Origin of the sequence: Nonomuraea sp. B12E4 (genome assembly GCF_039871825.1) — a bacterium.
Taxonomy (GTDB): domain Bacteria; phylum Actinomycetota; class Actinomycetes; order Streptosporangiales; family Streptosporangiaceae; genus Nonomuraea.
Genome location: NZ_JBDPME010000013.1, coordinates 113123 through 131250, shown reverse-complemented (window position 1 = coordinate 131250; position 18128 = coordinate 113123). Strand labels below are relative to the sequence as shown.

Sequence of the window (18128 nt, the reverse complement as noted above, 5' to 3'; positions counted from 1 at the left end):
CTCCTCTCCACCCGCTCGTACATGACCGCCGCGGAGCGGTCTCAACCCTTACTTGATGCCCAGTGCGCCCGCGATCGCCTTCGCCGTCACCTCAATGATGTTGGGAACGTAGAAGATCACTCCGATGGCCACAGCAAGTATGAGGAACTGAACGAACCGCGTGATCTCGCGGGTGAAGAGGAAGAAGAGCGCCACCACGGACACGACGACCAGGAACAACGGGGCGAAGAACGCGCGCAGGAAGTCGGCTAGCCCTCCGGTGTCTATTCCGGTCGGTGTCGGCGTCGGCGACATCGCGATCAAGGTGAGCACTACGGTCTTCAAGGTCACTTCTTGTCCTCCCGGGGGGTACCGAACAGCAGCGCGGCCGTGCTTCTATCCAACGACGCGACCAGCGCCGCGGATGTCGGCGACGAACCACTTGTCGCCCTGCTTCTCGACGGTCAGGCGATATGCCTGCTCCAACTGCCCGCCGACCGCCGCAGGGTCGGTGGTGTCGGGGGTGGGCGGGACCTCGCCGTTCGGCACGGCCCACTTCACCACCGCCTGTATCTCTCGGGTAGCACCCCCCACAGGCACCACGATTTCCTTGAGCCCGGCAAAGGTGAAGGTGCCGGCGAAGCTCGGCAGGCTCTTGCCCGCGGCCACGTAGCGCTGGAGCCCCGCGGCTCCGGAGGCGTAGTCGGTGAAGAAACCCTCCAGCTGTGGTTTGAGGTCGGCCGCGGCCGCCTCGTCGATCTCCGGCGGGGCGAGCTGCGGCACCTCGGCGGGAGCCGGGGCGGGCAGCACCGCCGGGCGGCCGGCGACCGCGAACCGCCCGCCGCCCTCGTCGCCGGAGTAGTAGACCGGGACGGACAGCATCAGCCTGCGCGGGCCGGTCTGGAACGCCACGCTGATCACGGCGTTGTGAGCGTCGGACGCCTCGATGTCGTAGGGCTGGATGGCGACCGCCGCCATCTGGCCGTAGCCGTCCCATCCCATTTGCGGGTCCATGCCCTCGGCCAGGAACGCCGCCAGCTTGCGTGACCTGCTCGCCGCGTCCTCCGGGTTGAAATTCAGATAGACCCCCGCGAACTGGGCCGCGAAAGCCATGCCCCGCTCGGCGGGGAATCCGTGGTTGACCTGCACGACGTCATTGGGCGCCGCGGTCTCTTGCTGAGTAAACCGCTCAAATGGGGCACGGACCCCATTAACCACGATAACTATGATAAGCGCCCAAAGAATGATGCGACCGGTCCATACCAGCCAGCGTCCGCCGCCGCCCGACCACCCGCCACGACGCGGCCTACGGGGTGGTGGCGCGTCGAAGTCATCGGTGTCCAGGCGCGCGGAAAGCTCGGGGTCGCCAGCGATCCGAGGATCGTGCTGGACGGTAGACCTACGAGCCATCACGCCTCCGCTCGCGCCGATCCCCCCGGCTGGCGCGGTGTCGTCCGTTGCCGATCCCCATCATCCGCGGTGAAGTAGTCACCCTATCCGGTCTCCGCCATTCTTCCAGAAAGCCACGCCCATGCTGCAGGCATGACGGGCCTGACGGCAAACCGGGCACGCGTGACTCACCGTAGTGCCGATTCCTGGCAGTTCCCGGTAGAAACGGCTTTTGACCAGGCCAGACGCCTAAAATCGCATAGCCGGGCGGCCACGGATTCCTGTCCAAAGCAGGCATGGACGCTCAGCGACCTGCGCAATCGGTATGGGACGCGAGCGCAAGGGCGCAAGATCCAACCCGCCGCCCAGGCCCCCGAGTCCCCTTCAGACGACCGCCCGACGGGCTCCGGGACTCCCCGGCCCACCCCCGCCACCCGGCGGGCTCCAGAGGGCTTTGAGGCCGCCCGGCGGGCTCCAGGGGCACTGGGACCGCCTGACCCTCAGGCGGGCTCGGGATCCTGCGAGGAGTGCGGCTGTCTCCTGCCGCGCAGGTCCACCACGGTCGGCTGGACCGCCCGCTCCAGGGAGCCGCGCAGGTCCGTCAGCATCTCGGCCGCGTCCCGTTCACGCATACGAGTCACCATCTCGTTGCGCTCGTCGGCCTTCCTGCGCAGGTACGCCTCACGGTTGACGCGCAGGCCGTACATGAGCTCGACCCTGATCAGGGCCAGTTCCTCCTCAAGACTGATGCCGGCGAGCGTGGGCGCCGGACGTCGTCTCCGGATGATGCGACGGATCATGGGGCCTCCCGAGTCAGCGTGAACGCCGTGAGATTCGACGCGCAGGAGCCCACAGTGGTTGTCGCATCAGTTGTCCCGGCATCAGATGACCCGCCGCTTCCGGGAGTCACGACTGTGACGAGCCTGCACCGCCGCCTCATCGCCAGTAACGTAGCGTAGTGAATGGCAACCCTTGGTGATCGAACCGCCGGGAACCAGACTGCCCGCCCCCGCGACGACGGCCATCGCGGCCGCGCTCGCCGCGAGCGGGCTCATCGCGCCCACCACATGTCCGACGTCCCGGCGTTACGCGCTCACCGGGACGTCACGGCCGCGGCGGCGCCCGCCCGGGTCCCCGACAGCGAGTGTGCCGAGGACGGCGGCGCGATCCTCCCCGTGGGGCGGGGCAAGGCGATCTGCCGCGGCGGCGTGTGGGACAACGAGCAGATCCACTTCGGCCGACCGCCGCGCTCAGACGTTGAAGCGGAACTCCACCACGTCGCCGTCACGCATGACGTAGTCCTTGCCCTCGATGCGGGCCTTGCCCGCCGAGCGGGCGTTGGCGATGGAGCCCGCCTCGACCAGCTCGTCGAAGGAGACGACCTCGGCCTTGATGAAGCCGCGCTGGAAGTCGGTGTGGATCACGCCGGCCGCCTCGGGTGCGGTGGCGCCCTTGCGGATCGTCCAGGCCCTGGTCTCCTTCGGCCCTGCCGTGAGATAGGTCTGCAGGCCGAGCGTCTCGAAGCCGACCCTGGCGAGCTGGCGCAGCCCGGACTCCTCCTGGCCGACCGACTGCAGCAGCTCCAGCGCCTCCTCCTCGTCGAGCTCGACCAGCTCCGACTCGATCTTGGCGTCGAGGAACACCGCCTCGGCGGGGGCGACCAGCGTGGAGAGCTGCTCCCTGAGCGCCGAGTCGGTCAGCTCGTCGGCGTCGAGGTTGAACACGTACAGGAACGGCTTGGCCGTCAGCAGGTGCAGCTCGCGCAGCTCGTCGCGGTCGAGGCCGCTCTCGAAGATGGTCTTGCCGGTCTCCAGCACCCGCAGGGCGCCCTCCGCGGCCTCCAGCGCGGCCTTCTTGTCCTTGTTGTTGCGCGCCTCCTTCTGCAGGCGCGGGACGGCCTTCTCGACCGTCTGCAGGTCGGCCATGATCAACTCGGTGTTGATGGTCTCGATGTCCCGCTTGGGGGAGATCTCGCCGTCCACGTGGGTGACGTCCGGGTCGGAGAAGACCCGGATGACCTGGCAGATCGCGTCGGTGTCACGGATGTTGGCGAGGAACTGGTTGCCCCTGCCCTGCCCCTCGGAAGCCCCCTTGACCAGGCCCGCGATGTCGACGAACTCGACCTTGGCGGGCAGGACGCGGGCGGAGTCGAAGATCTCGGCCAGCTTGGGCAGGCGGTCGTCGGGCACGCCCACGATGCCCACGTTGGGCTCGATGGTGGCGAACGGGTAGTTCGCGGCGAGCGCGTTGCCGGACTTGGTCAGCGCGTTGAAGAGCGTGGACTTACCGACGTTGGGCAACCCGACGATGCCGATGGAGAGGCTCATGCGCCCGACTCCGTCGGCCGCACGAGCCTTGGGCTGCTGTGTTTGATGGTTCCCTCGCTTCGCTCACTCACGGAGCCAAAGTTTACTTGCTCGGCGCGTACGGACAGCTCACAGGACGGAGGGCCCGGCACACAAGCGGAAGGTCCAGGCGTGTCGGAAAGATTCGCGCCCGGATGTCCTGCAATCATCGATCAAGTGGACGTCGTGTCGCTTCTCATAGGTCTCGCCGTCGGGCTGCTCGTCGGATTCCTGCTGGCCAGGACGCGGGCGGCGGTGCGCGTGGCCGAGGCGGACGCGCGGGCCAGGTCGGCCGCCGAGAAGCTGGCCTACGTCGAGGAGCAGCTCGCCGAGCGCTTCCAGGCCCTGTCCACCCGCGCTCTCGACGCGAACAACGTGCGCTTCCTGGAGCTGGCCGAGACCAGGTTCGCGGCCGGCCGCGCCGAGGCCGCAGGCGACCTCGACCAGCGCAAGCAGGCCGTCGAGCACCTGGTCGAGCCGCTCAAGGACGCCCTGGCGCGGGTGGAGTCCCAGCTCCGCGACACCGAGTCCGGCCAGCGCGCGGCGCGGGCGGAGCTGGCCAAGCAGATGGAGTTCGTACGGCAGAGCAACGAGCAGTTGCGCTCCCAGACCACCGCCCTGGTCAGGGCCCTGCAACGGCCCGAGGCCCGCGGCAGGTGGGGCGAGCTGCAACTGCGCAGGGTCGCCGAGATCGCCGGGATGCAGCACTACTGCGACTTCGAGGAGCAGGTCACCGAGGGCTCCATGCGCCCCGACATGGTGGTCCGGCTGGCCGGCGGCAAGAACATCGTCGTCGACTCCAAGGTGTCGCTGGCGGCCTATCTGGAGGCCGCGGAGGCCGCCGACGAGTCGCTGGCCACGGTCCGGCTCGACGCGCACGCCAGGCACGTGCGCGAGCACATCGACCGGCTGGCGGCCAAGTCCTACTGGCAGGGGTTCAACCCGTCGCCGGAGTTCGTGGTGCTGTTCATCCCCGGGGAGGCGTTCCTGGCCCCGGCGCTGGAACGCGATCCCGGGCTGCTGGAATACGCCATGACACGGCGGGTGCACATCGCCACGCCTACGACGCTCATCACGATGTTGCGTACCGCGCACTACGCCTGGCAGCAGGCCGCGCTGAGCGAGAACGCGCGGGCCGTGTTCGAGCTGGGCAAGGAGCTGTACGAGCGGCTGTCGTCCCTGGGCAGGAACGTCGAGTCGCTGGGCAGGGCACTGACGCGGGCCGTGGAGGCGTACAACAAGTCGGTCGGTTCGCTCGAAAGCCGCGTCCTGGTCACCGCGCGCAAGCTGCACGATCTGGGCGTCGTGGACGGCGACCTGGAGTCCCCCGAGATGCTCGACGGCCTGCCCAGGCCCCTGGCCTCCCCGGAGCTGCTGGAAACCTCTTCTGCCCCAACGTCGCCTCTCCTCTCCCACTCGAACGGTAAGTTGGCCAACGGGCCGCAATAAATGGGGGGTGGGTCAGTGGGTGAGAAGGGCAGGCGTCCCGCGGTCAGGCTGACCGCTCGCGGCGCCATCGCACTCGCCCTGGTCGCCACCTTGGCCGGGTATGTCCTGACGGCCCTGCTCGACGTCGAATACATCGTCGGGGCGGCGTTCGTGCTGGCGAGCCTGCTGGGCGTGGTCCTGGTCAACCGCCGCGAGCTGCTGTCGCTGGTGGTGACACCACCGCTGGTGTTCTTCTGCGCCACGCTGTTCGTGGAGCTGGGGCGCGCGTTCGGCTCGGTGTCGATCGTGCAGTCGCTGGCGCTGGGGCTCTACACGTCGCTGACGCGGGGCGCGCCGTGGTTGTTCGCGGGCTCGGCGCTCGTGCTGGGCCTCGCCTGGCGGCGCGGGCTCCGCGACAACGTACGCGAGCTGCGGGAGGAGCTGAAGGCGGGCGCGGCGGAGGTGCCACGCCCGCGGCAGCCGTTCGTGCCCGAGCCCGAGGGCTATTTCGAGCCCAAGGTCTATGGCACCCCGCGCGGGGACGACTAGGACGCCCCCGGTCCGCGGATCCCGGTCAAGACGCCCGCAGGTCCCTGCGCAGCTCGTGGGGCAGCGCGAAGCGCATGCTCTCCTGCACCGGCTGCACCTCGGTCACGTCGTCGAACCCGTGCTTGGACAGGTGCGCCAGCACCTCCTCGACCAGCTCCTCCGGCACCGACGCGCCGCTGGTCACGCCGACCGTGGTGACCCCGTCGAGCCAGCCGTCGTCGATGAAGGAGGCGTTGTCGACCAGGTAGGCCGCCTGCGCGCCGTAGTCCTTGGCCACCTCCACCAGCCGCTTGGAATTGGAGGAGTTTTCCGAGCCGACCACGATGACCAGCTCCGACTCCGCGGCGATCTCCTTGACCGCCACCTGCCGATTCTGCGTGGCGTAGCAGATGTCGTCGCTCGGCGGGTCGATCAGCGTGGGGAACCGCTCCTTGAGCCGGGCGACGGTCTCGGTGGTCTCATCGACCGAGAGCGTGGTCTGGGACAGCCACACCAGCTTGTCCGGGTCCTTCACCTGGACCTTGCCGACGGCGTCGAGCCCGTCCACGAGCTGGATGTGGTCGGGGGCCTCACCCGAGGTGCCCTCGACCTCCTCGTGGCCCTCGTGCCCGATCAGCAGGATGTCGTAGTCCTGCGCGGCGAACCTCTTCGCCTCGTTGTGCACCTTGGTGACCAGTGGGCAGGTGGCGTCGATCGTACGCAGGCGGCGCTGCTTGGCCTCGTCGTGCACCGCGGGAGAGACGCCGTGGGCGGAGAAGACCACGATCTCCCCCTCGGGCACCTCCTCGGTCTCTTCGACGAAGATGGCGCCCCTGGACTCCAGCGTCTTGACGACGTGGGTGTTGTGGACGATCTGCTTGCGTACGTAGATCGGGGCGCCATACTGCTCCAGAGCCTTCTCGACCGCTACCACGGCTCGATCGACTCCGGCACAGTATCCCCGTGGCTTGGCTACGAGGACTCGGCGGGAAGTGGGGGTCTGGGGCTCCATACTTTCTATGCTACGTGGAGCGGCCATGCGGCCCGCGCGTGCGTGGTTGCCCGCGGTTTGCCAGACTGGCCGTCCAATACTGACCTCCCAGGGAGACGTTCATGTCCCTCAGCGACGTGATACGCAACATCACCAAAACCGTCACCAACAAGGACGAACTTAAGGAGAAGGCCAAGGACCTGCCGCTTCTTGTCGTCCAGACCACGCTCAGCGCCGCCGGGCAGGCGTTGCTGCTCGTGGACCGGGTGAAAAACTCGATCAAGGGTCTGGGCGGGAAGGAGCGCAAGGAGGAGGAGTACGACTCCCGGCCCTCCGCGGCCGACCAGATCGCGGCGGCCCCGACCGAGGCGAAGGCCGACGAGAAGGGGGAGGAGGACAAGCCCGCGCGCAGGGAGCCGGTCATCTTCGCCCCGCGGCCCGGCTCGGCCGAGCCCAACGGCGCCGCCAAGACAAAGCCGGATCCCGTCATCTTCGCCCCGGCGAGCAAGACCGACAACGCGCCCGAGGCCGCTCCGAAGGCCGACACCACGGCTGCCACGGCCACGGTCACCGAGCCGGAGGCGGCTCCCCAGCCGGCCGTCACGGAGGAGCCCGCGCCCACCACCGAGCCCACCCCCGCCACCGATGTGACGCCCGCGCCCGCCACCGAGTCGAAGGCCGCCGTGACGGAGGAGGCCGAGCCGGTGACCGCGCCCAAGGCGCCTGCCGCCGAGGCACTCACCGCCGACGCGCCCGCCACCGAGGTCGAGGCCACCAAGCCGGCCAAGCCCGCCAAATCCACCAAGGCAGCCAAGGCCGCCAAGGCCCCTGAGGCCGCAGAGGCTGCCGCGCCGGTTGAGGCGAAGGCCGCTGAGACGGCCGCCCCCGAGGCACCCGCTGCCGCGTCCGAGGGCGCCGCCGGGGAGCCGGCCGAGCCGCTGCCCGGCTTCTCCGGGCTGACCGTCGCCTCCCTGCGCGCCAGGATGCGGGGCAAGACCGCCGAGCAGATCGGCGACTACCTCGCCTACGAGCAGGCGACGGCGGCGCGGCCCGAGGTCATCCGGATGTTCGAAAACCGCCTGGCCAAGCTGCAGGCCGGAGAATAGTCCCGGCCACCGCGTAGTCTTCCGCCATGACCTCGAAGACCACGCCCGAGTCACCCCTGCCGATCCGTACGGTCCTGCAGATGGTGGGCGGCTGGATCGGCAGACTCGGCACGGTCTGGGTCGAGGGCCAGATCACCGACCTGAGCGCCCGCGGCGGCACGGTGTTCCTGACCCTGCGTGACCCGGTGGCCAACGTGTCCGCCCGGGTCACCGCCCCGCGCGGCGTCTACGAGGCGAGCGTGCCGCGCCCGACCGACGGCGCCAGGGTCGTGCTGCACGTCAAGCCCGATTTCTGGGTCAACAAGGGCTCCTTCGCCTTCACCGCCCTGGAGATCCGCCCGGTCGGGGTGGGCGAGCTGCTGGCCCGCCTGGAGCGGCTCAGGCAGTTGCTGGCGGCCGAGGGGCTGTTCAACACCGACAGGAAGAGGCGGTTGCCGTTCCTGCCCGCCACGGTCGGCCTCATCTGCGGCCGCGACTCCGCGGCCGAGCGCGACGTGCTGGAAAACTCCCGGCGGCGCTGGCCCGCCGTGCGGTTCAAGGTCGAGGAGGTGGCCGTCCAGGGACCGTACGCGGTGGGCGAGGTGACCGAGGCGCTGCGCAAGCTCGACGCCGACGCCGAGGTCGACGTGATCGTGGTGGCCCGCGGCGGCGGCTCTCTGGAGGACCTCCTGCCGTTCTCCGACGAGACGCTCATACGCGCGGTGGCCGGCTGCCGCACCCCCGTGGTGAGCGCGATCGGCCACGAGCAGGACAGCCCGCTGCTCGACCTGGTGGCCGACGTGCGCGCCTCCACCCCCACCGACGCGGCCAAGAAGGTCGTCCCCGACGTGGGCGAGCAGCTCTCGCTGGTGCGCCAGCTCCGCGACCGGGGCCGCAGGGTGCTGAACGGCTGGCTCGACCGCGAGATGTCCTGGCTGACGTCGGTGCGCTCGCGCCCCTCGCTGGCCGACCCGGTGCGCGAGCTGGAGCGCCGGGCCGAGCAGGCCGAGGCACTGCGCGACCGCGCCAGGCGCTCGCTGTCCGGCTCGCTCGACCGCGCCGCCGACGACCTCGTCCACCTGCGGGCCCGCCTCGTCGCCCTGTCCCCCGCGGCGACGCTGGAGCGCGGCTACGCCATCGTCCAGCACCCGTCGGGCGAGGTGGTGCACCTGGCCAAGGACATCGCCCCCGGCGCGCCGCTGACGATCCGCCTCACCGACGACCGCCTGTCCGTACGCGTCGAGGACCCCGGACATGACGGAAACCAGGGCGCATAACCGATTGGTGGTCTACGTTCGGAGGGCAATCTGCTCTGCCTCATGACCTGACCTGCGAGGCGTGCGGATCGCCGGATCGTCGCGGGGCTCCGCGCGGCCGTCAGAACGGGGCGTCCTCGGAGTGGCCCGAGGCGGCGTCGGAGCGGCGGGCCATGGCGGCGGCCAGCTTGACCCTGGCGCCCTGCAGCCACTCCTCACAGACGGCCGCCAGCTTCTCGCCCCGCTCCCAGAGCTCGATCGACTGCTCCAGGGTCAGCCCGCCGGTCTCGAGGCGGCGCACCACCTCGGTCAACTCCTCGCGAGCCTGCTCGTATGAGGGCGTCGCCTTCTCTTCTGCCACGGTGACCACCCTAGACGTGCCGGCCGACATCCGCAGATCAGTCAGCCCTGGGGCCGCTGCTTGAGCGTGCCCGCCAGCTCGGCCAGCTCCGGCCAGTCGGCCGTACCGGTGATCACCAGGGTCACCTCGGGCGACACCCGCACCAGCGAGCGCTGGTTCTTGTCCTCGCGGTAGCGCCGCTCCCACGTGGCCCCGCCGACCTGCTGCGTGCCGACGGTCTTGTCGCTGTTGGCCATGCGGCTGGCGAACCCGGCGGCGGGCTGCTCGTTGCTCTGGGCGAACATCACGTGTTGCCGCTCGGCCGTGGCGTAGCCGATGTAGAGGACCTTTGCGCCGTTCTCGCCCTCGGCGATCCTGTTGCTGTTGGAGATCCAGTTGGCCGGATCCCGCTGCGGGGCCCACACGCCGTACGGCACCGAGTGGCCGAAGTTGGCGACGGTGATGGAGTAGTCGAGCCGCGGGATGTGCTCCTCCCGGCTCTGCGGCGCGATCAGCAGGAACAGCCCAGCCCCCGCGAGGCAGACGAACAGCGCCACCGCATACCCGTAGAACCCTTGTGTGAAACGTCGCACACTTGGCGAGATTACCCGTTGCCGGCGCCGGTCGCCGAAGTGGCCGGGCGGATCTGGCCGATGATGGCCAGGACGTCCTCGGCCATGACGCGATCGCCCGAGCGCACCACCTCGGACACGGCCGCGGCCAGCGCCCCGGTGATCACCACGGCGAGCGCCGTCTCGTCCTCGAACAGCGCCGCGTTGCGCTGCGCCCACGTACGCAACCGGTCGCGCATGACCACCTCGAAGCCGGGCGGCCCGTCGCCGCGCAGGAACAGCGCGGCCAGCTCGCGATCCTCCAGGCACTCGTCGAGGTAGGCGCGGGCGGCGCTGATGAACACGCGCATCGGGTCGCTCTCACCGGCCGCGCGGGCGGCACGGACGGCGTTCTTGGTCCGCTGGGTCAGCGTGGCCTGGAAGTCCTCGAACAACGTGAGGTAGAGGTCGGCCTTGCCGGAGAAGTGATGGTAGAGGCTGCCCACGCTGGCGTCGGCCCGTGCCACCACGTCGGTCACGCCCGCCTCGGCGAAGCCCTTGGAGACGAACACCGCCCTGGCGGCGGCGAGCAGCGAGCTGCGCGTGGCCGCGCCACGTTCGGACGTGCGCGGCGGGGAGACCGCGTTTTCCACATCGCTCATTCGGGATCTCCTCCATGGCGGGGCGCCATGCTCCATGGTGAAGGCAAGATCCTTGACACGCACCCGGTATGGCGCAAATCCGTTCGCCGGTTATGCACGGCGACCATGTCGAAGTTTACTGATGTCCCCCTCGACCGACCCTGAACCCGGGCAAGCCGGTCACAACAGGTGCAGCCCGGCAGATTAACCCCCTCAGACCGGGAAAAGAGAGCCCTCTACGATCGAGTCAGACGTCCCCACGAGGAGGCCACTCATCATGTCCGATCAGACATCCGTCCCGGCGGAGCTCGCCACGGGCGAGCACGCGCCCGATCGAAACCTGGCGATGGAGCTCGTCCGGGTCACGGAAGCGGCCGCGATGGCGGCGGCCCGGTGGGTTGGCCGAGGTGACAAGAACGGCGCCGACGGGGCGGCCGTGAACGCCATGCGCCAGTTGATCAATACCGTCTCCATGAACGGCGTGGTGGTCATCGGCGAGGGCGAGAAGGACCACGCGCCGATGTTGTTCAACGGCGAGCGCGTCGGCGACGGCAGCGGCCCCGACTGCGACGTGGCCGTGGACCCCATCGACGGCACCCGGCTGACCGCGCTGGGCATGCCCGACGCGGTGTCGGTGATCGCGGTGAGCGAGCGTGGCTCGATGTACGATCCGTCGGCCGTGTTCTACATGGAGAAACTGGTCACCGGCCCGGAGGCGGCCGACGTGGTGGACATCGAGGCGCCGGTGGCCGTCAACATCAACGCGGTCGCCAAGGCCAAGCACTGCTCGGCGTCCGACGTGACGGTGGTCGTGCTGGACAGGCCCCGGCACGAACGGCTGGTCAAGGAGATCAGGGAGACCGGCGCGCGGATCAAGTTCATCACGGACGGTGACGTGGCCGGCGCGATCATGGCGGCCCGCGCGGGCACCGGCATCGACCTCATGCTGGGCGTGGGCGGCACACCTGAGGGCATCGTGGCCGCGTGCGCGCTCAAGTGCCTGGGCGGCGTGATCCAGGGCAAGCTCTGGCCGCGTGACGACGCGGAGCGGAGCAGGGCCGTGGCCGCCGGGCACGACCTCGGCCAGGTGCTCACCACCAACGACCTGGTCAGCTCCGACGACGTGTTCTTCGCGGCCACCGGGATCACGAACGGCGAGCTCATGCGGGGCGTACGGTTCAGGGCGGGCTCGGCGGCGGTGACCCAGTCGCTGGTGATGCGCGGGCGCTCGGGCACGATCCGCAGGATCGAGAGCGAGCACCAGCTCTGGAAGCTGCGGGCCTACAGCGCCATCAACTTCGACACCGCGGGCTGACCGAGGAACCGCCACCGGCTGATCGGAGACCGCCACCGACTGGCCGGCATCCGCCGGGGGCCGGCCAAAAACCGTCGCCGGCCGGTCAAAGACCGCCGCGGGCGGCTGCTGTCAGCGGCGGCGCTTGCGGCGGGGCGGCTCCTTGACCTTGACCTCGCCGGCGAAGTTGGTGGTGCGGACCTCGACCACGGGCGCGTCCGGCTCGGTCGGCTGCTTGGTGAGGCGCACCGTCTTGTCCTTGGCGACCCGGATCACCTCCAGCCCTTCGGGCACGTGGATCTCCAGGCCGCCGAAGACGAGTGTGGCGTTGATGATGATCCGCCGGTTCTGCAGGATCGCGTCGCGGAGGTCGAGCTGGGTCGTGCCGAACATGGCCGTCACCCCGAGCTCGGCCGGCACCACCCAGCGGCCGCCGCGCTGCTCCTTCTTGAAGATGGCCGACACGGGACGGCCGTCGAGGTTGAGCGGCTGCTCGTCGGCGGGCAGCAGGTCGCCGGTGAGCCCGGCCAGCTCGCCCAGCGTGCGCGCGGCGTAGAGCACGCCGAGCCGCTCCTCCAGCTCCTCCAGGGTGAGCCGGCCGTCGGCGTGCGCGTCCTGCAGCACCTGCGCGATGCGCTCGCGGTCGGCGTCGGAGGCGCGCAGCTCGTGGGTCTGCGGCACGTCGCCGGACGTCTGGGGGCGGCGCGCCGACACGATCTCTTCTGCCAGACGCTCCCCGACTTCCTGCAGCTTCGGCAACCACGATCCCGCGCGTTCGTTCACACATCCGACGATAACCGGCGTCGGCCGGATTCGCTCGTCCTGAACGAACCCGCATCTGCGGATTCGCGCCAGAAGTCCAGGGATTTCCTCCTCCAGCTCACAGTTCGCCTCGGCGTGGCGGTCGATCAGGAGGTAGATTGATCGTTTCGGAATCACCGCGTCCCCCCGGCCGTTGATCCACCAAAGGGGAGGTTGTGAGTGCATCGACCGGCGCGATGGGGCCTCGGCGCGGCAGCCGCGGGCCTGGCGACGATCCTGGGCCTGGAAGTGGCGAGCCTCGGCGAGATGGACCCGCTCAGGCGGACCATCAGCGAGCACGGCCTGGGCCCGGACGGCTGGATCTTCGGGGTCGGGGTAGCGCTGCTGGCGAGCGGCTCGGTGGCCATAGCGGTCTCCCTGGCACGCAAGCGGCTGGCCGGGCTCTTCGGCACGATCGCGCTCCTGGGCTGGAGCGCCGGGCTGCTCGTGACGGCCTGGTTCGAGAAGCACGACTGGTCGGTCGGGCCGAGCCTGAGCGGCAACATCCACCGGGTGGGCAGCTTCGTGGCCTTCCTCAGCCTGCCGCTGGCGGTCGTGATCATCGCCAGGCCGTGGCGGCGGCGTGAGCGATCGCGGGCCGGGCTGGTGGCCTTCGGGCTCGGGATCTGCTCCGTGTTGTGGGTGGTGGGCATCGGTACGGCGATTCTCGTCGGGGCGAGCCACGGGTTGTCCTGGTGGCGGGTCATGCCGCTGGGGCTGGTGGAGCGCGGGCTGGCGGTCACCGAGGTGGCCGCGCTGCTGGCGCTGGGCGTGTGGGCGGCGGCCGGTCACCTGGGCGAGCACGCCGGGCCGAGCACGGAAGGAGGGGGGCCGCAGGTCGTACCTCCCGTGGAGGGGCGCGCCACGTCGTGACGCTGGCGCGCGGGCATGCCAGCCGCTAACCTGACCCAGCCTCACGTTTGATTTCCCCCGGTCAAGGAGGCCGCCGTGCCGTCCTTACGTGATCGCCAGGCCCGGCTCGCCGCGTACGTCGTCTACGGCGTACAGGGGCTGTCGTTCGCCTCACTGCTCATCCAGGTCGCGAACCTGCAGGCCAAGCACGGGCTCGACGAGGGCACGCTGACGGCCGTACTGCTGATCGTGCCCGTGTTCGCGGGGGTCGGCAGCGTGGCGGCGGGTGCGTTCGCGACCAGGTTCGGCAGCGGGCTGCTGCTGCGCGTGGCCCAGCCGGCGGTGGCCGTGGCCGTGGTGCTCGCCGGACTGGCGCCGAGCGTGCCGCTGCTGATACCGGTGCTGCTGCTGTTCGGGCTGGCGGTGGGAGCGGTGGACGCGGGCATGAACATGCAGGGCGTGGCGGTCGAGCGCAGGTACGGCGTCGAGGTCCTGAACGGGTTCCACTGCGTGTGGAGCGTGCTCGGCATGGCCGGGGCGCTGTGGGCGGCCGCGGCCGCCGACCTCCCGCTGCCGCTCATCATGGCGCTGCCGATGGTCCTGGCGGTGGCGGGCTCCCTCTACGCCGGGCGGCACCTGTGCACCGCCGAGGAGGAGAAGGCGGACGAAACCACCGTGACGCCCACCGGCCGCTTCCCCTGGCGGCCGATCATCCCGCTCTGCCTGGCCATGAGCTTCCTGTACGTCGGCGACGCCGCCGTGTCCAACTTCAACACCGTGTTCATGAAGGAGGTGCTGGAAGCCGGGCCGCGAGTGATCCCGCTGGCCTACGTGGCCTACCAGGCGACCACGCTGGCCGTCCGGCTCGGCGGCGACCTCCTGGTCAGGCGGTACGGCCCCGCCGCCATCGTGCGGATCGGCGGCCTGATCGCCACCGCCGGCCTTCTCGGCGTCGTCCTGGCCCCCAACCAGCCGCTGGGCATCGTCGCGTTCGGCCTGACCGGGATGGGACTGGCGGTGGTGGCACCGCAGTCGTTCTCGGCGGCGGGCCGGCTCGACCCGGCGGGGACCGGCGTGGCCATCGCCCGGGTGAACCTCTTCAACTACGTCGGCTTCATCGCCGGCGCCGCCCTGGTGGGCGGCATCGCGGAGGCCGCTGACATGCGGGTGGCGTTCGCCGCGCCGCTGGTGCTGGCCGCCGCCATCATCGTGCTGGCCCCGGGCTTCCAGCCCAGACAGGCCGTCCCCGCCTGACCACCCGCTCCCGACCGCCCTTCAGCGTCGGACCTCGGCGACCTCGACGGTGCGGCGTTCGCGCAGTGACAGGTCGGCGGCCTCGGCCACGTACAGGGCCTCCAGGGCGTCCTCGATCGGGCACAGGCTCTCGTCGCTGGTCAGGAAGCCGTCGATCTCGTCGCGGTAGGCGGTCTCGAAGCGGGTGACGAAGTCCGGCCAGGGCCGTTCCCCGCTCGGCGGGCCCTCGGTCGTGTGCAGGGGGGCGCGCGGGCCGAGGCCCACGGCCTGGGTGCGCCTGGTGCCGGCCAGCTCCATGCGCACGTCGTACCCGCCGCCGTTGTAGCGGGAGCCCTGCAGGGTGGCCAGCGTGCCGTCGTCCAGCGTGAGCAGCGCGGCACTGGTGTCGACGTCGCCCGCGGCGGCGAAGAACGGGGCGCCGCGGTTGGCCCCGGCCGCGTGGACCGAGACGACCTCGCGGCCGGTCACCCAGCGCAGGATGTCGAAGTCGTGAATGTGACAGTCGCGGAAGATGCCGCCCGAGGTCGCGATGTACTCGGCGGGCGGCGGCGCGGGGTCGGCGGTGACCTGGTGGACGCGGTGCAACTCCCCCAGCTCACCGCCGCGCACCGCGCGCGCCGCAGCCGCGTACCCCGGGTCGAACCGGCGCTGGAACCCGACCTGCACCCGGTTGCCCGCGCTCGCCTCCAGCACCTTGACGGTGTCGGCCACCGTGCCCGCGACCGGCTTCTCGCAGAAGACCGGGATGCCCCTCCCGCATGCCCTGATGATGAGCTCGGCGTGGGTGCCGGTCGGGGTGGCGATGACCACGGCGTCCGACTCGAACGGGTCGCCCGGCCGGCCGTACGGCGACGTACGCTCCGGGTCGGCCACGACGAGCTCGTCCACCAGCGGATGCGCGGCCAGGGTGGCGGCGTGGAAGGCCCCGATCCGGCCCAGGCCCAGCAATCCCACACGCATGACATCTCCGATCAGGCTTTCTTCCTTCTTAGGCCGATCCTTCTCCCTCAGTCAACATTTTGTCCTGACATTCTGACCTTCAATGCTTGGACCGCCCCGACCGCCTGGTGCGCCGGCAGCCGGGCGAACCCGACCACCATCGCCGCCAGGCCCTGCGAATCCCGCATCGGCGCCACCGGCTCGGCCGACAGGCCGGCCTCCCGCGCGATCCTGGCCGTCTCGTGCCCGTCCCAGCCGGCCGGCAGCTCCAGGTAGACGTGCAGGCCCGCGTCGATGCCCCTGACCTGGATCTTGGGCATCTCCTCGGCCAGCGCGCCGACCAGGGCGTCCCGGCGGCGCCGGTATTCCCTGCGCATCCGGCGTAGATGCTTGTCGTAGCCGCCCGAACGCAGGAAGTGGGCCAGCGCGTGCTGCTCGATGACCGGCGAGCCCAGGTCCAGCTCGCCGCGCGCCCGGCGGATCGCCTCGGCCAGCTCGGCGGGCGCCGCCACCCAGCCCAGCCGCAGGCCGGGAGCCAGCGCCTTGCTGACGCTGCCGGAGAGGATCACCCGGTCGGGGGCCAGCCCCTGGAGGCAGCCGACGGGGTCGCGGTCGAAGCGGAACTCGGCGTCGTAGTCGTCCTCCAGGATCACCCGGTTGCCCGCGTTCGCCCACTCCATCAGGGCGGCCCGGCGCGGCGGGGAGAGCACCACGCCCGTCGGGTACTGGTGCGCGGGCGTGACCAGCACGGCGTCACCGGCGAGCCGGCGCACGTCCAGGCCCTCCTCGTCCACGGGCACCGGGATGAGGTGCGCGCCCGCCCGCCGCAGCAGCGGGATCTGGCGGTGGCTCGTCGGGTCCTCCACCGCCAGCCGCAGCGGGCGCTGCTGGGCGAGCACGTGCAGGACCAGGCTGAGCCCCTGCGCCACGCCGCCGACGACGACGAGGTTCTGTGGGCGCACGTCGGCCGCCCTGACCCGCCGGAGGTAGCCCGCCAGCTCTTCCCGCAGCTCAGGCACGCCGCCAGGGTCCCCGTAGTCGAGGGCGTCGGAGGGTACGGTGGTCAGGACGTGCCTCACGGCCGCGAGCCAGCGTTCACGGGGGAAGTGGCTGAGGTCGGGGGAGGTTGGACGATGACCGTAATAGGGCGTGCGCCCGGGGGTGCCCGCCGGCCCGCGCACCGGCCCGGGCCCCAGCGGCACGCGCGACCGTGCGCGCTGCGAGGAGCCGGCGCGGGTGGCGGTCCTGGGCGTGACCTGGGTGCCGACACCCACCCTGGACACCAGGAAGCCCTCGGCGACGAGCTGCTCGTACGCCTCCACCACCACTCCCCTCGACACCTGGAGGTCGGCGGCGAGGTCGCGGGTGGCGGGCAGGCGGGTGCCAGGAGTGAGCCGCCCACCCCGGATGGAGTCACGCAGCTCAGAGGCAATCTGACCGGCGATTCCCCCCTTATCACGATTTATCTGGATATGGAGGTCGGCCATATTGGTCCTGTCTTCTGGCGGGACATTGGACTGTTTGTGCGAACCATTGTCTCCCTAGCATCCTTCGCATGAGAAACGGAATCGTGGGCGCCGCCCTGGCCATGTTCCTGGTCGGGACCCTGGCCGGAGTTTCGGGGCTCGTGGCCGGCTATCCCTTGTACGGCGGACAGGCAGTGCGGTATCTCGTGGCAGCGGTCGTTCTGCTTGTCATAACGGGAGCGCTCGGCCTGCGGTTCGTACGCATGACGCCGCGCGAGATCCTCTGCCTCGTCGGGCTCACCCTGCTCGGCCTGGTGATCTTCAACGTCTGCGTGATCGAGTCCACCCGCGACTCCGGGCCAACGCTGGTCGGGACCGTTCTCGGCACCGTGCCGCTGGCACTGGCGCTGGCCGGCGGGCGGCCCAGGCCCCGGCTGCTCGCCGCGGCCGGCGTGGTGGTGGCCGGGGCGACACTGGCCACGGGGCTCGGCAGCGGCACCACCACCAGCCTGCTGTGGGCGCTCGGGGCGCTCGTGGGCGAGGTGGCCTTCTCGCTGCTGGCCATCCCGCTGCTGCCCAAGCTGGGTGCGATCCGGGTGTCGGCCTATTCGACGGCGCTGGCCGTACCGATGCTGGCCCTGATCGGGCTGGCCGACGAGGGCACGGGCATGCTCCGCGTGCCCACGACCGCCGAAGCGCTCGGGCTCGCCTACATGGCGCTGGTGATCACGGTGGGCGCGTTCTTCCTCTGGTACACCTCGCTGCCCAAGCTGGGTCCCGGCCGGGCCGGGCTGTTCGCCGGGCTCATCCCGGTGGGGGCGATCGTCACCGGGACGGTGCTCGGGGTGGCCGCGCCTACCGCATACGACCTGCTGGGCGCGGGGCTGGTGATCACGGGCATCCTGCTGGGCCTCACCGCCCAACGGTCCGGGGCGCGGGCGGCCGTCTCTCCGTCCGAGGCGTAATCTTGGAGCACCGAAAGGATGGAC

Annotated in this window: 20 protein-coding genes; 8 read left to right on the top strand and 12 right to left on the bottom strand. The window is 70.5% G+C overall.

Annotated elements, in window-relative coordinates; all coding sequences use genetic code 11:
- Positions 1-48: 48 nt before the first annotated feature.
- The 5 genes from ABGB18_RS27630 to ychF form a co-directional block, all read right to left on the bottom strand.
- Positions 49-294: a hypothetical protein gene (locus ABGB18_RS27630; protein ID WP_347698623.1), complete on the bottom strand. Its 246-nt coding sequence runs from the start codon at positions 292-294 to the stop codon at positions 49-51.
- An 81-nt stretch (positions 295-375) separates the two neighbouring features.
- On the bottom strand, positions 376-1128 hold the full coding sequence (locus ABGB18_RS27625) for a conjugal transfer protein (protein WP_347698515.1): 753 nt from the start codon (positions 1126-1128) through the stop codon (positions 376-378).
- A gap of 740 nt (positions 1129-1868) precedes the next feature.
- On the bottom strand, positions 1869-2168 hold the full coding sequence (locus ABGB18_RS27620; RefSeq protein ID WP_347698514.1) for a hypothetical protein: 300 nt from the start codon (positions 2166-2168) through the stop codon (positions 1869-1871).
- An 81-nt stretch (positions 2169-2249) separates the two neighbouring features.
- Positions 2250-2423, bottom strand: coding sequence for a hypothetical protein (locus ABGB18_RS27615; RefSeq protein ID WP_347698513.1), 174 nt, complete (start codon positions 2421-2423; stop codon positions 2250-2252).
- 195 nt (positions 2424-2618) lie between these two features.
- Positions 2619-3695 carry a redox-regulated ATPase YchF gene (gene ychF / locus ABGB18_RS27610; RefSeq protein WP_347698512.1) on the bottom strand — a complete coding sequence of 359 codons (1077 nt, stop codon included), beginning with the start codon at positions 3693-3695 and terminating at the stop codon, positions 2619-2621.
- A 186-nt stretch (positions 3696-3881) separates the two neighbouring features.
- On the opposite strand from ychF, the gene rmuC reads away from it, so the two are divergent.
- Together rmuC and ABGB18_RS27600 are read left to right on the top strand one after the other, a co-directional pair.
- A complete protein-coding gene (gene rmuC, locus ABGB18_RS27605) occupies positions 3882-5162 on the top strand; it encodes a DNA recombination protein RmuC (RefSeq protein WP_347698622.1) in 1281 nt (426 codons plus the stop codon).
- 15 nt (positions 5163-5177) lie between these two features.
- Positions 5178-5690: a DUF6542 domain-containing protein gene (locus tag ABGB18_RS27600; protein WP_347698511.1), complete on the top strand. Its 513-nt coding sequence runs from the start codon at positions 5178-5180 to the stop codon at positions 5688-5690.
- A 25-nt stretch (positions 5691-5715) separates the two neighbouring features.
- Here the strand turns inward: ABGB18_RS27600 and ABGB18_RS27595 are convergent, their stop codons facing one another.
- Positions 5716-6681, bottom strand: coding sequence for a 4-hydroxy-3-methylbut-2-enyl diphosphate reductase (locus ABGB18_RS27595; RefSeq protein ID WP_347698510.1), 966 nt, complete (start codon positions 6679-6681; stop codon positions 5716-5718).
- A 101-nt stretch (positions 6682-6782) separates the two neighbouring features.
- On the opposite strand from ABGB18_RS27595, the gene ABGB18_RS27590 reads away from it, so the two are divergent.
- Together ABGB18_RS27590 and xseA are read left to right on the top strand one after the other, a co-directional pair.
- Positions 6783-7766, top strand: coding sequence for a hypothetical protein (locus ABGB18_RS27590; protein ID WP_347698509.1), 984 nt, complete (start codon positions 6783-6785; stop codon positions 7764-7766).
- A gap of 26 nt (positions 7767-7792) precedes the next feature.
- Positions 7793-9022, top strand: a complete 1230-nt coding sequence (gene xseA, locus ABGB18_RS27585; RefSeq protein ID WP_347698508.1) for an exodeoxyribonuclease VII large subunit — start codon at positions 7793-7795, stop codon at positions 9020-9022.
- Between the two features lie 100 nt (positions 9023-9122).
- Here xseA and ABGB18_RS27580 read toward each other — a convergent pair whose 3' ends face one another.
- From ABGB18_RS27580 to ABGB18_RS27570, 3 genes are read right to left on the bottom strand one after another with little or no spacing between them, the layout of a single operon-like run.
- Positions 9123-9362: an exodeoxyribonuclease VII small subunit gene (locus ABGB18_RS27580; protein ID WP_347698507.1), complete on the bottom strand. Its 240-nt coding sequence runs from the start codon at positions 9360-9362 to the stop codon at positions 9123-9125.
- Between the two features lie 41 nt (positions 9363-9403).
- A complete protein-coding gene (locus ABGB18_RS27575) occupies positions 9404-9934 on the bottom strand; it encodes a DUF4245 domain-containing protein (protein WP_347698506.1) in 531 nt (176 codons plus the stop codon).
- An 11-nt stretch (positions 9935-9945) separates the two neighbouring features.
- A complete protein-coding gene (locus ABGB18_RS27570) occupies positions 9946-10554 on the bottom strand; it encodes a TetR/AcrR family transcriptional regulator (RefSeq protein ID WP_347698505.1) in 609 nt (202 codons plus the stop codon).
- A gap of 256 nt (positions 10555-10810) precedes the next feature.
- Here ABGB18_RS27570 and glpX point away from each other — a divergent pair, with 256 nt between their 5' ends.
- Complete coding sequence (gene glpX, locus ABGB18_RS27565; RefSeq protein WP_347698504.1) at positions 10811-11848, top strand: class II fructose-bisphosphatase; 1038 nt, start codon at positions 10811-10813, stop codon at positions 11846-11848.
- 111 nt (positions 11849-11959) lie between these two features.
- Here glpX and ABGB18_RS27560 read toward each other — a convergent pair whose 3' ends face one another.
- Positions 11960-12610: a DUF1707 domain-containing protein gene (locus ABGB18_RS27560; RefSeq protein ID WP_347698503.1), complete on the bottom strand. Its 651-nt coding sequence runs from the start codon at positions 12608-12610 to the stop codon at positions 11960-11962.
- A gap of 198 nt (positions 12611-12808) precedes the next feature.
- Here ABGB18_RS27560 and ABGB18_RS27555 point away from each other — a divergent pair, with 198 nt between their 5' ends.
- Together ABGB18_RS27555 and ABGB18_RS27550 are read left to right on the top strand one after the other, a co-directional pair.
- Positions 12809-13501, top strand: a complete 693-nt coding sequence (locus ABGB18_RS27555) for a DUF998 domain-containing protein (protein WP_347698502.1) — start codon at positions 12809-12811, stop codon at positions 13499-13501.
- A 75-nt stretch (positions 13502-13576) separates the two neighbouring features.
- On the top strand, positions 13577-14734 hold the full coding sequence (locus ABGB18_RS27550) for an MFS transporter (RefSeq protein ID WP_347698501.1): 1158 nt from the start codon (positions 13577-13579) through the stop codon (positions 14732-14734).
- 21 nt (positions 14735-14755) lie between these two features.
- Here the strand turns inward: ABGB18_RS27550 and ABGB18_RS27545 are convergent, their stop codons facing one another.
- Positions 14756-15694, bottom strand: coding sequence for a Gfo/Idh/MocA family oxidoreductase (locus ABGB18_RS27545; RefSeq protein ID WP_347698500.1), 939 nt, complete (start codon positions 15692-15694; stop codon positions 14756-14758).
- Positions 15695-15741: 47 nt separating this feature from the next.
- Positions 15742-17160, bottom strand: a complete 1419-nt coding sequence (locus ABGB18_RS27540; protein ID WP_347698499.1) for a PLP-dependent aminotransferase family protein — start codon at positions 17158-17160, stop codon at positions 15742-15744.
- A gap of 68 nt (positions 17161-17228) precedes the next feature.
- On the opposite strand from ABGB18_RS27540, the gene ABGB18_RS27535 reads away from it, so the two are divergent.
- A complete protein-coding gene (locus ABGB18_RS27535; RefSeq protein WP_347698498.1) occupies positions 17229-18104 on the top strand; it encodes a DMT family transporter in 876 nt (291 codons plus the stop codon).
- Positions 18105-18128 lie beyond the last annotated feature (24 nt).

What these genes read in the sequence shown, in the direction of transcription:
- ABGB18_RS27630 (WP_347698623.1), bottom strand. Translation starts at nt 294, where the DNA reads ATGTCGCCGACGCCGACACCGACCGGAATAGACACCGGAGGGCTAGCC.
- ABGB18_RS27620 (WP_347698514.1), bottom strand. Translation starts at nt 2,168, where the DNA reads ATGATCCGTCGCATCATCCGGAGACGACGTCCGGCGCCCACGCTCGCC.
- ABGB18_RS27615 (WP_347698513.1), bottom strand. Translation starts at nt 2,423, where the DNA reads ATGAGCCCGCTCGCGGCGAGCGCGGCCGCGATGGCCGTCGTCGCGGGG.
- ychF (WP_347698512.1), bottom strand. Translation starts at nt 3,695, where the DNA reads ATGAGCCTCTCCATCGGCATCGTCGGGTTGCCCAACGTCGGTAAGTCC.
- ABGB18_RS27595 (WP_347698510.1), bottom strand. Translation starts at nt 6,681, where the DNA reads ATGGAGCCCCAGACCCCCACTTCCCGCCGAGTCCTCGTAGCCAAGCCA.
- ABGB18_RS27590 (WP_347698509.1), top strand. Translation starts at nt 6,783, where the DNA reads ATGTCCCTCAGCGACGTGATACGCAACATCACCAAAACCGTCACCAAC.
- xseA (WP_347698508.1), top strand. Translation starts at nt 7,793, where the DNA reads ATGACCTCGAAGACCACGCCCGAGTCACCCCTGCCGATCCGTACGGTC.
- ABGB18_RS27570 (WP_347698505.1), bottom strand. Translation starts at nt 10,554, where the DNA reads ATGAGCGATGTGGAAAACGCGGTCTCCCCGCCGCGCACGTCCGAACGT.
- glpX (WP_347698504.1), top strand. Translation starts at nt 10,811, where the DNA reads ATGTCCGATCAGACATCCGTCCCGGCGGAGCTCGCCACGGGCGAGCAC.
- ABGB18_RS27545 (WP_347698500.1), bottom strand. Translation starts at nt 15,694, where the DNA reads ATGCGTGTGGGATTGCTGGGCCTGGGCCGGATCGGGGCCTTCCACGCC.
- ABGB18_RS27540 (WP_347698499.1), bottom strand. Translation starts at nt 17,160, where the DNA reads ATGGCCGACCTCCATATCCAGATAAATCGTGATAAGGGGGGAATCGCC.
- ABGB18_RS27535 (WP_347698498.1), top strand. Translation starts at nt 17,229, where the DNA reads ATGAGAAACGGAATCGTGGGCGCCGCCCTGGCCATGTTCCTGGTCGGG.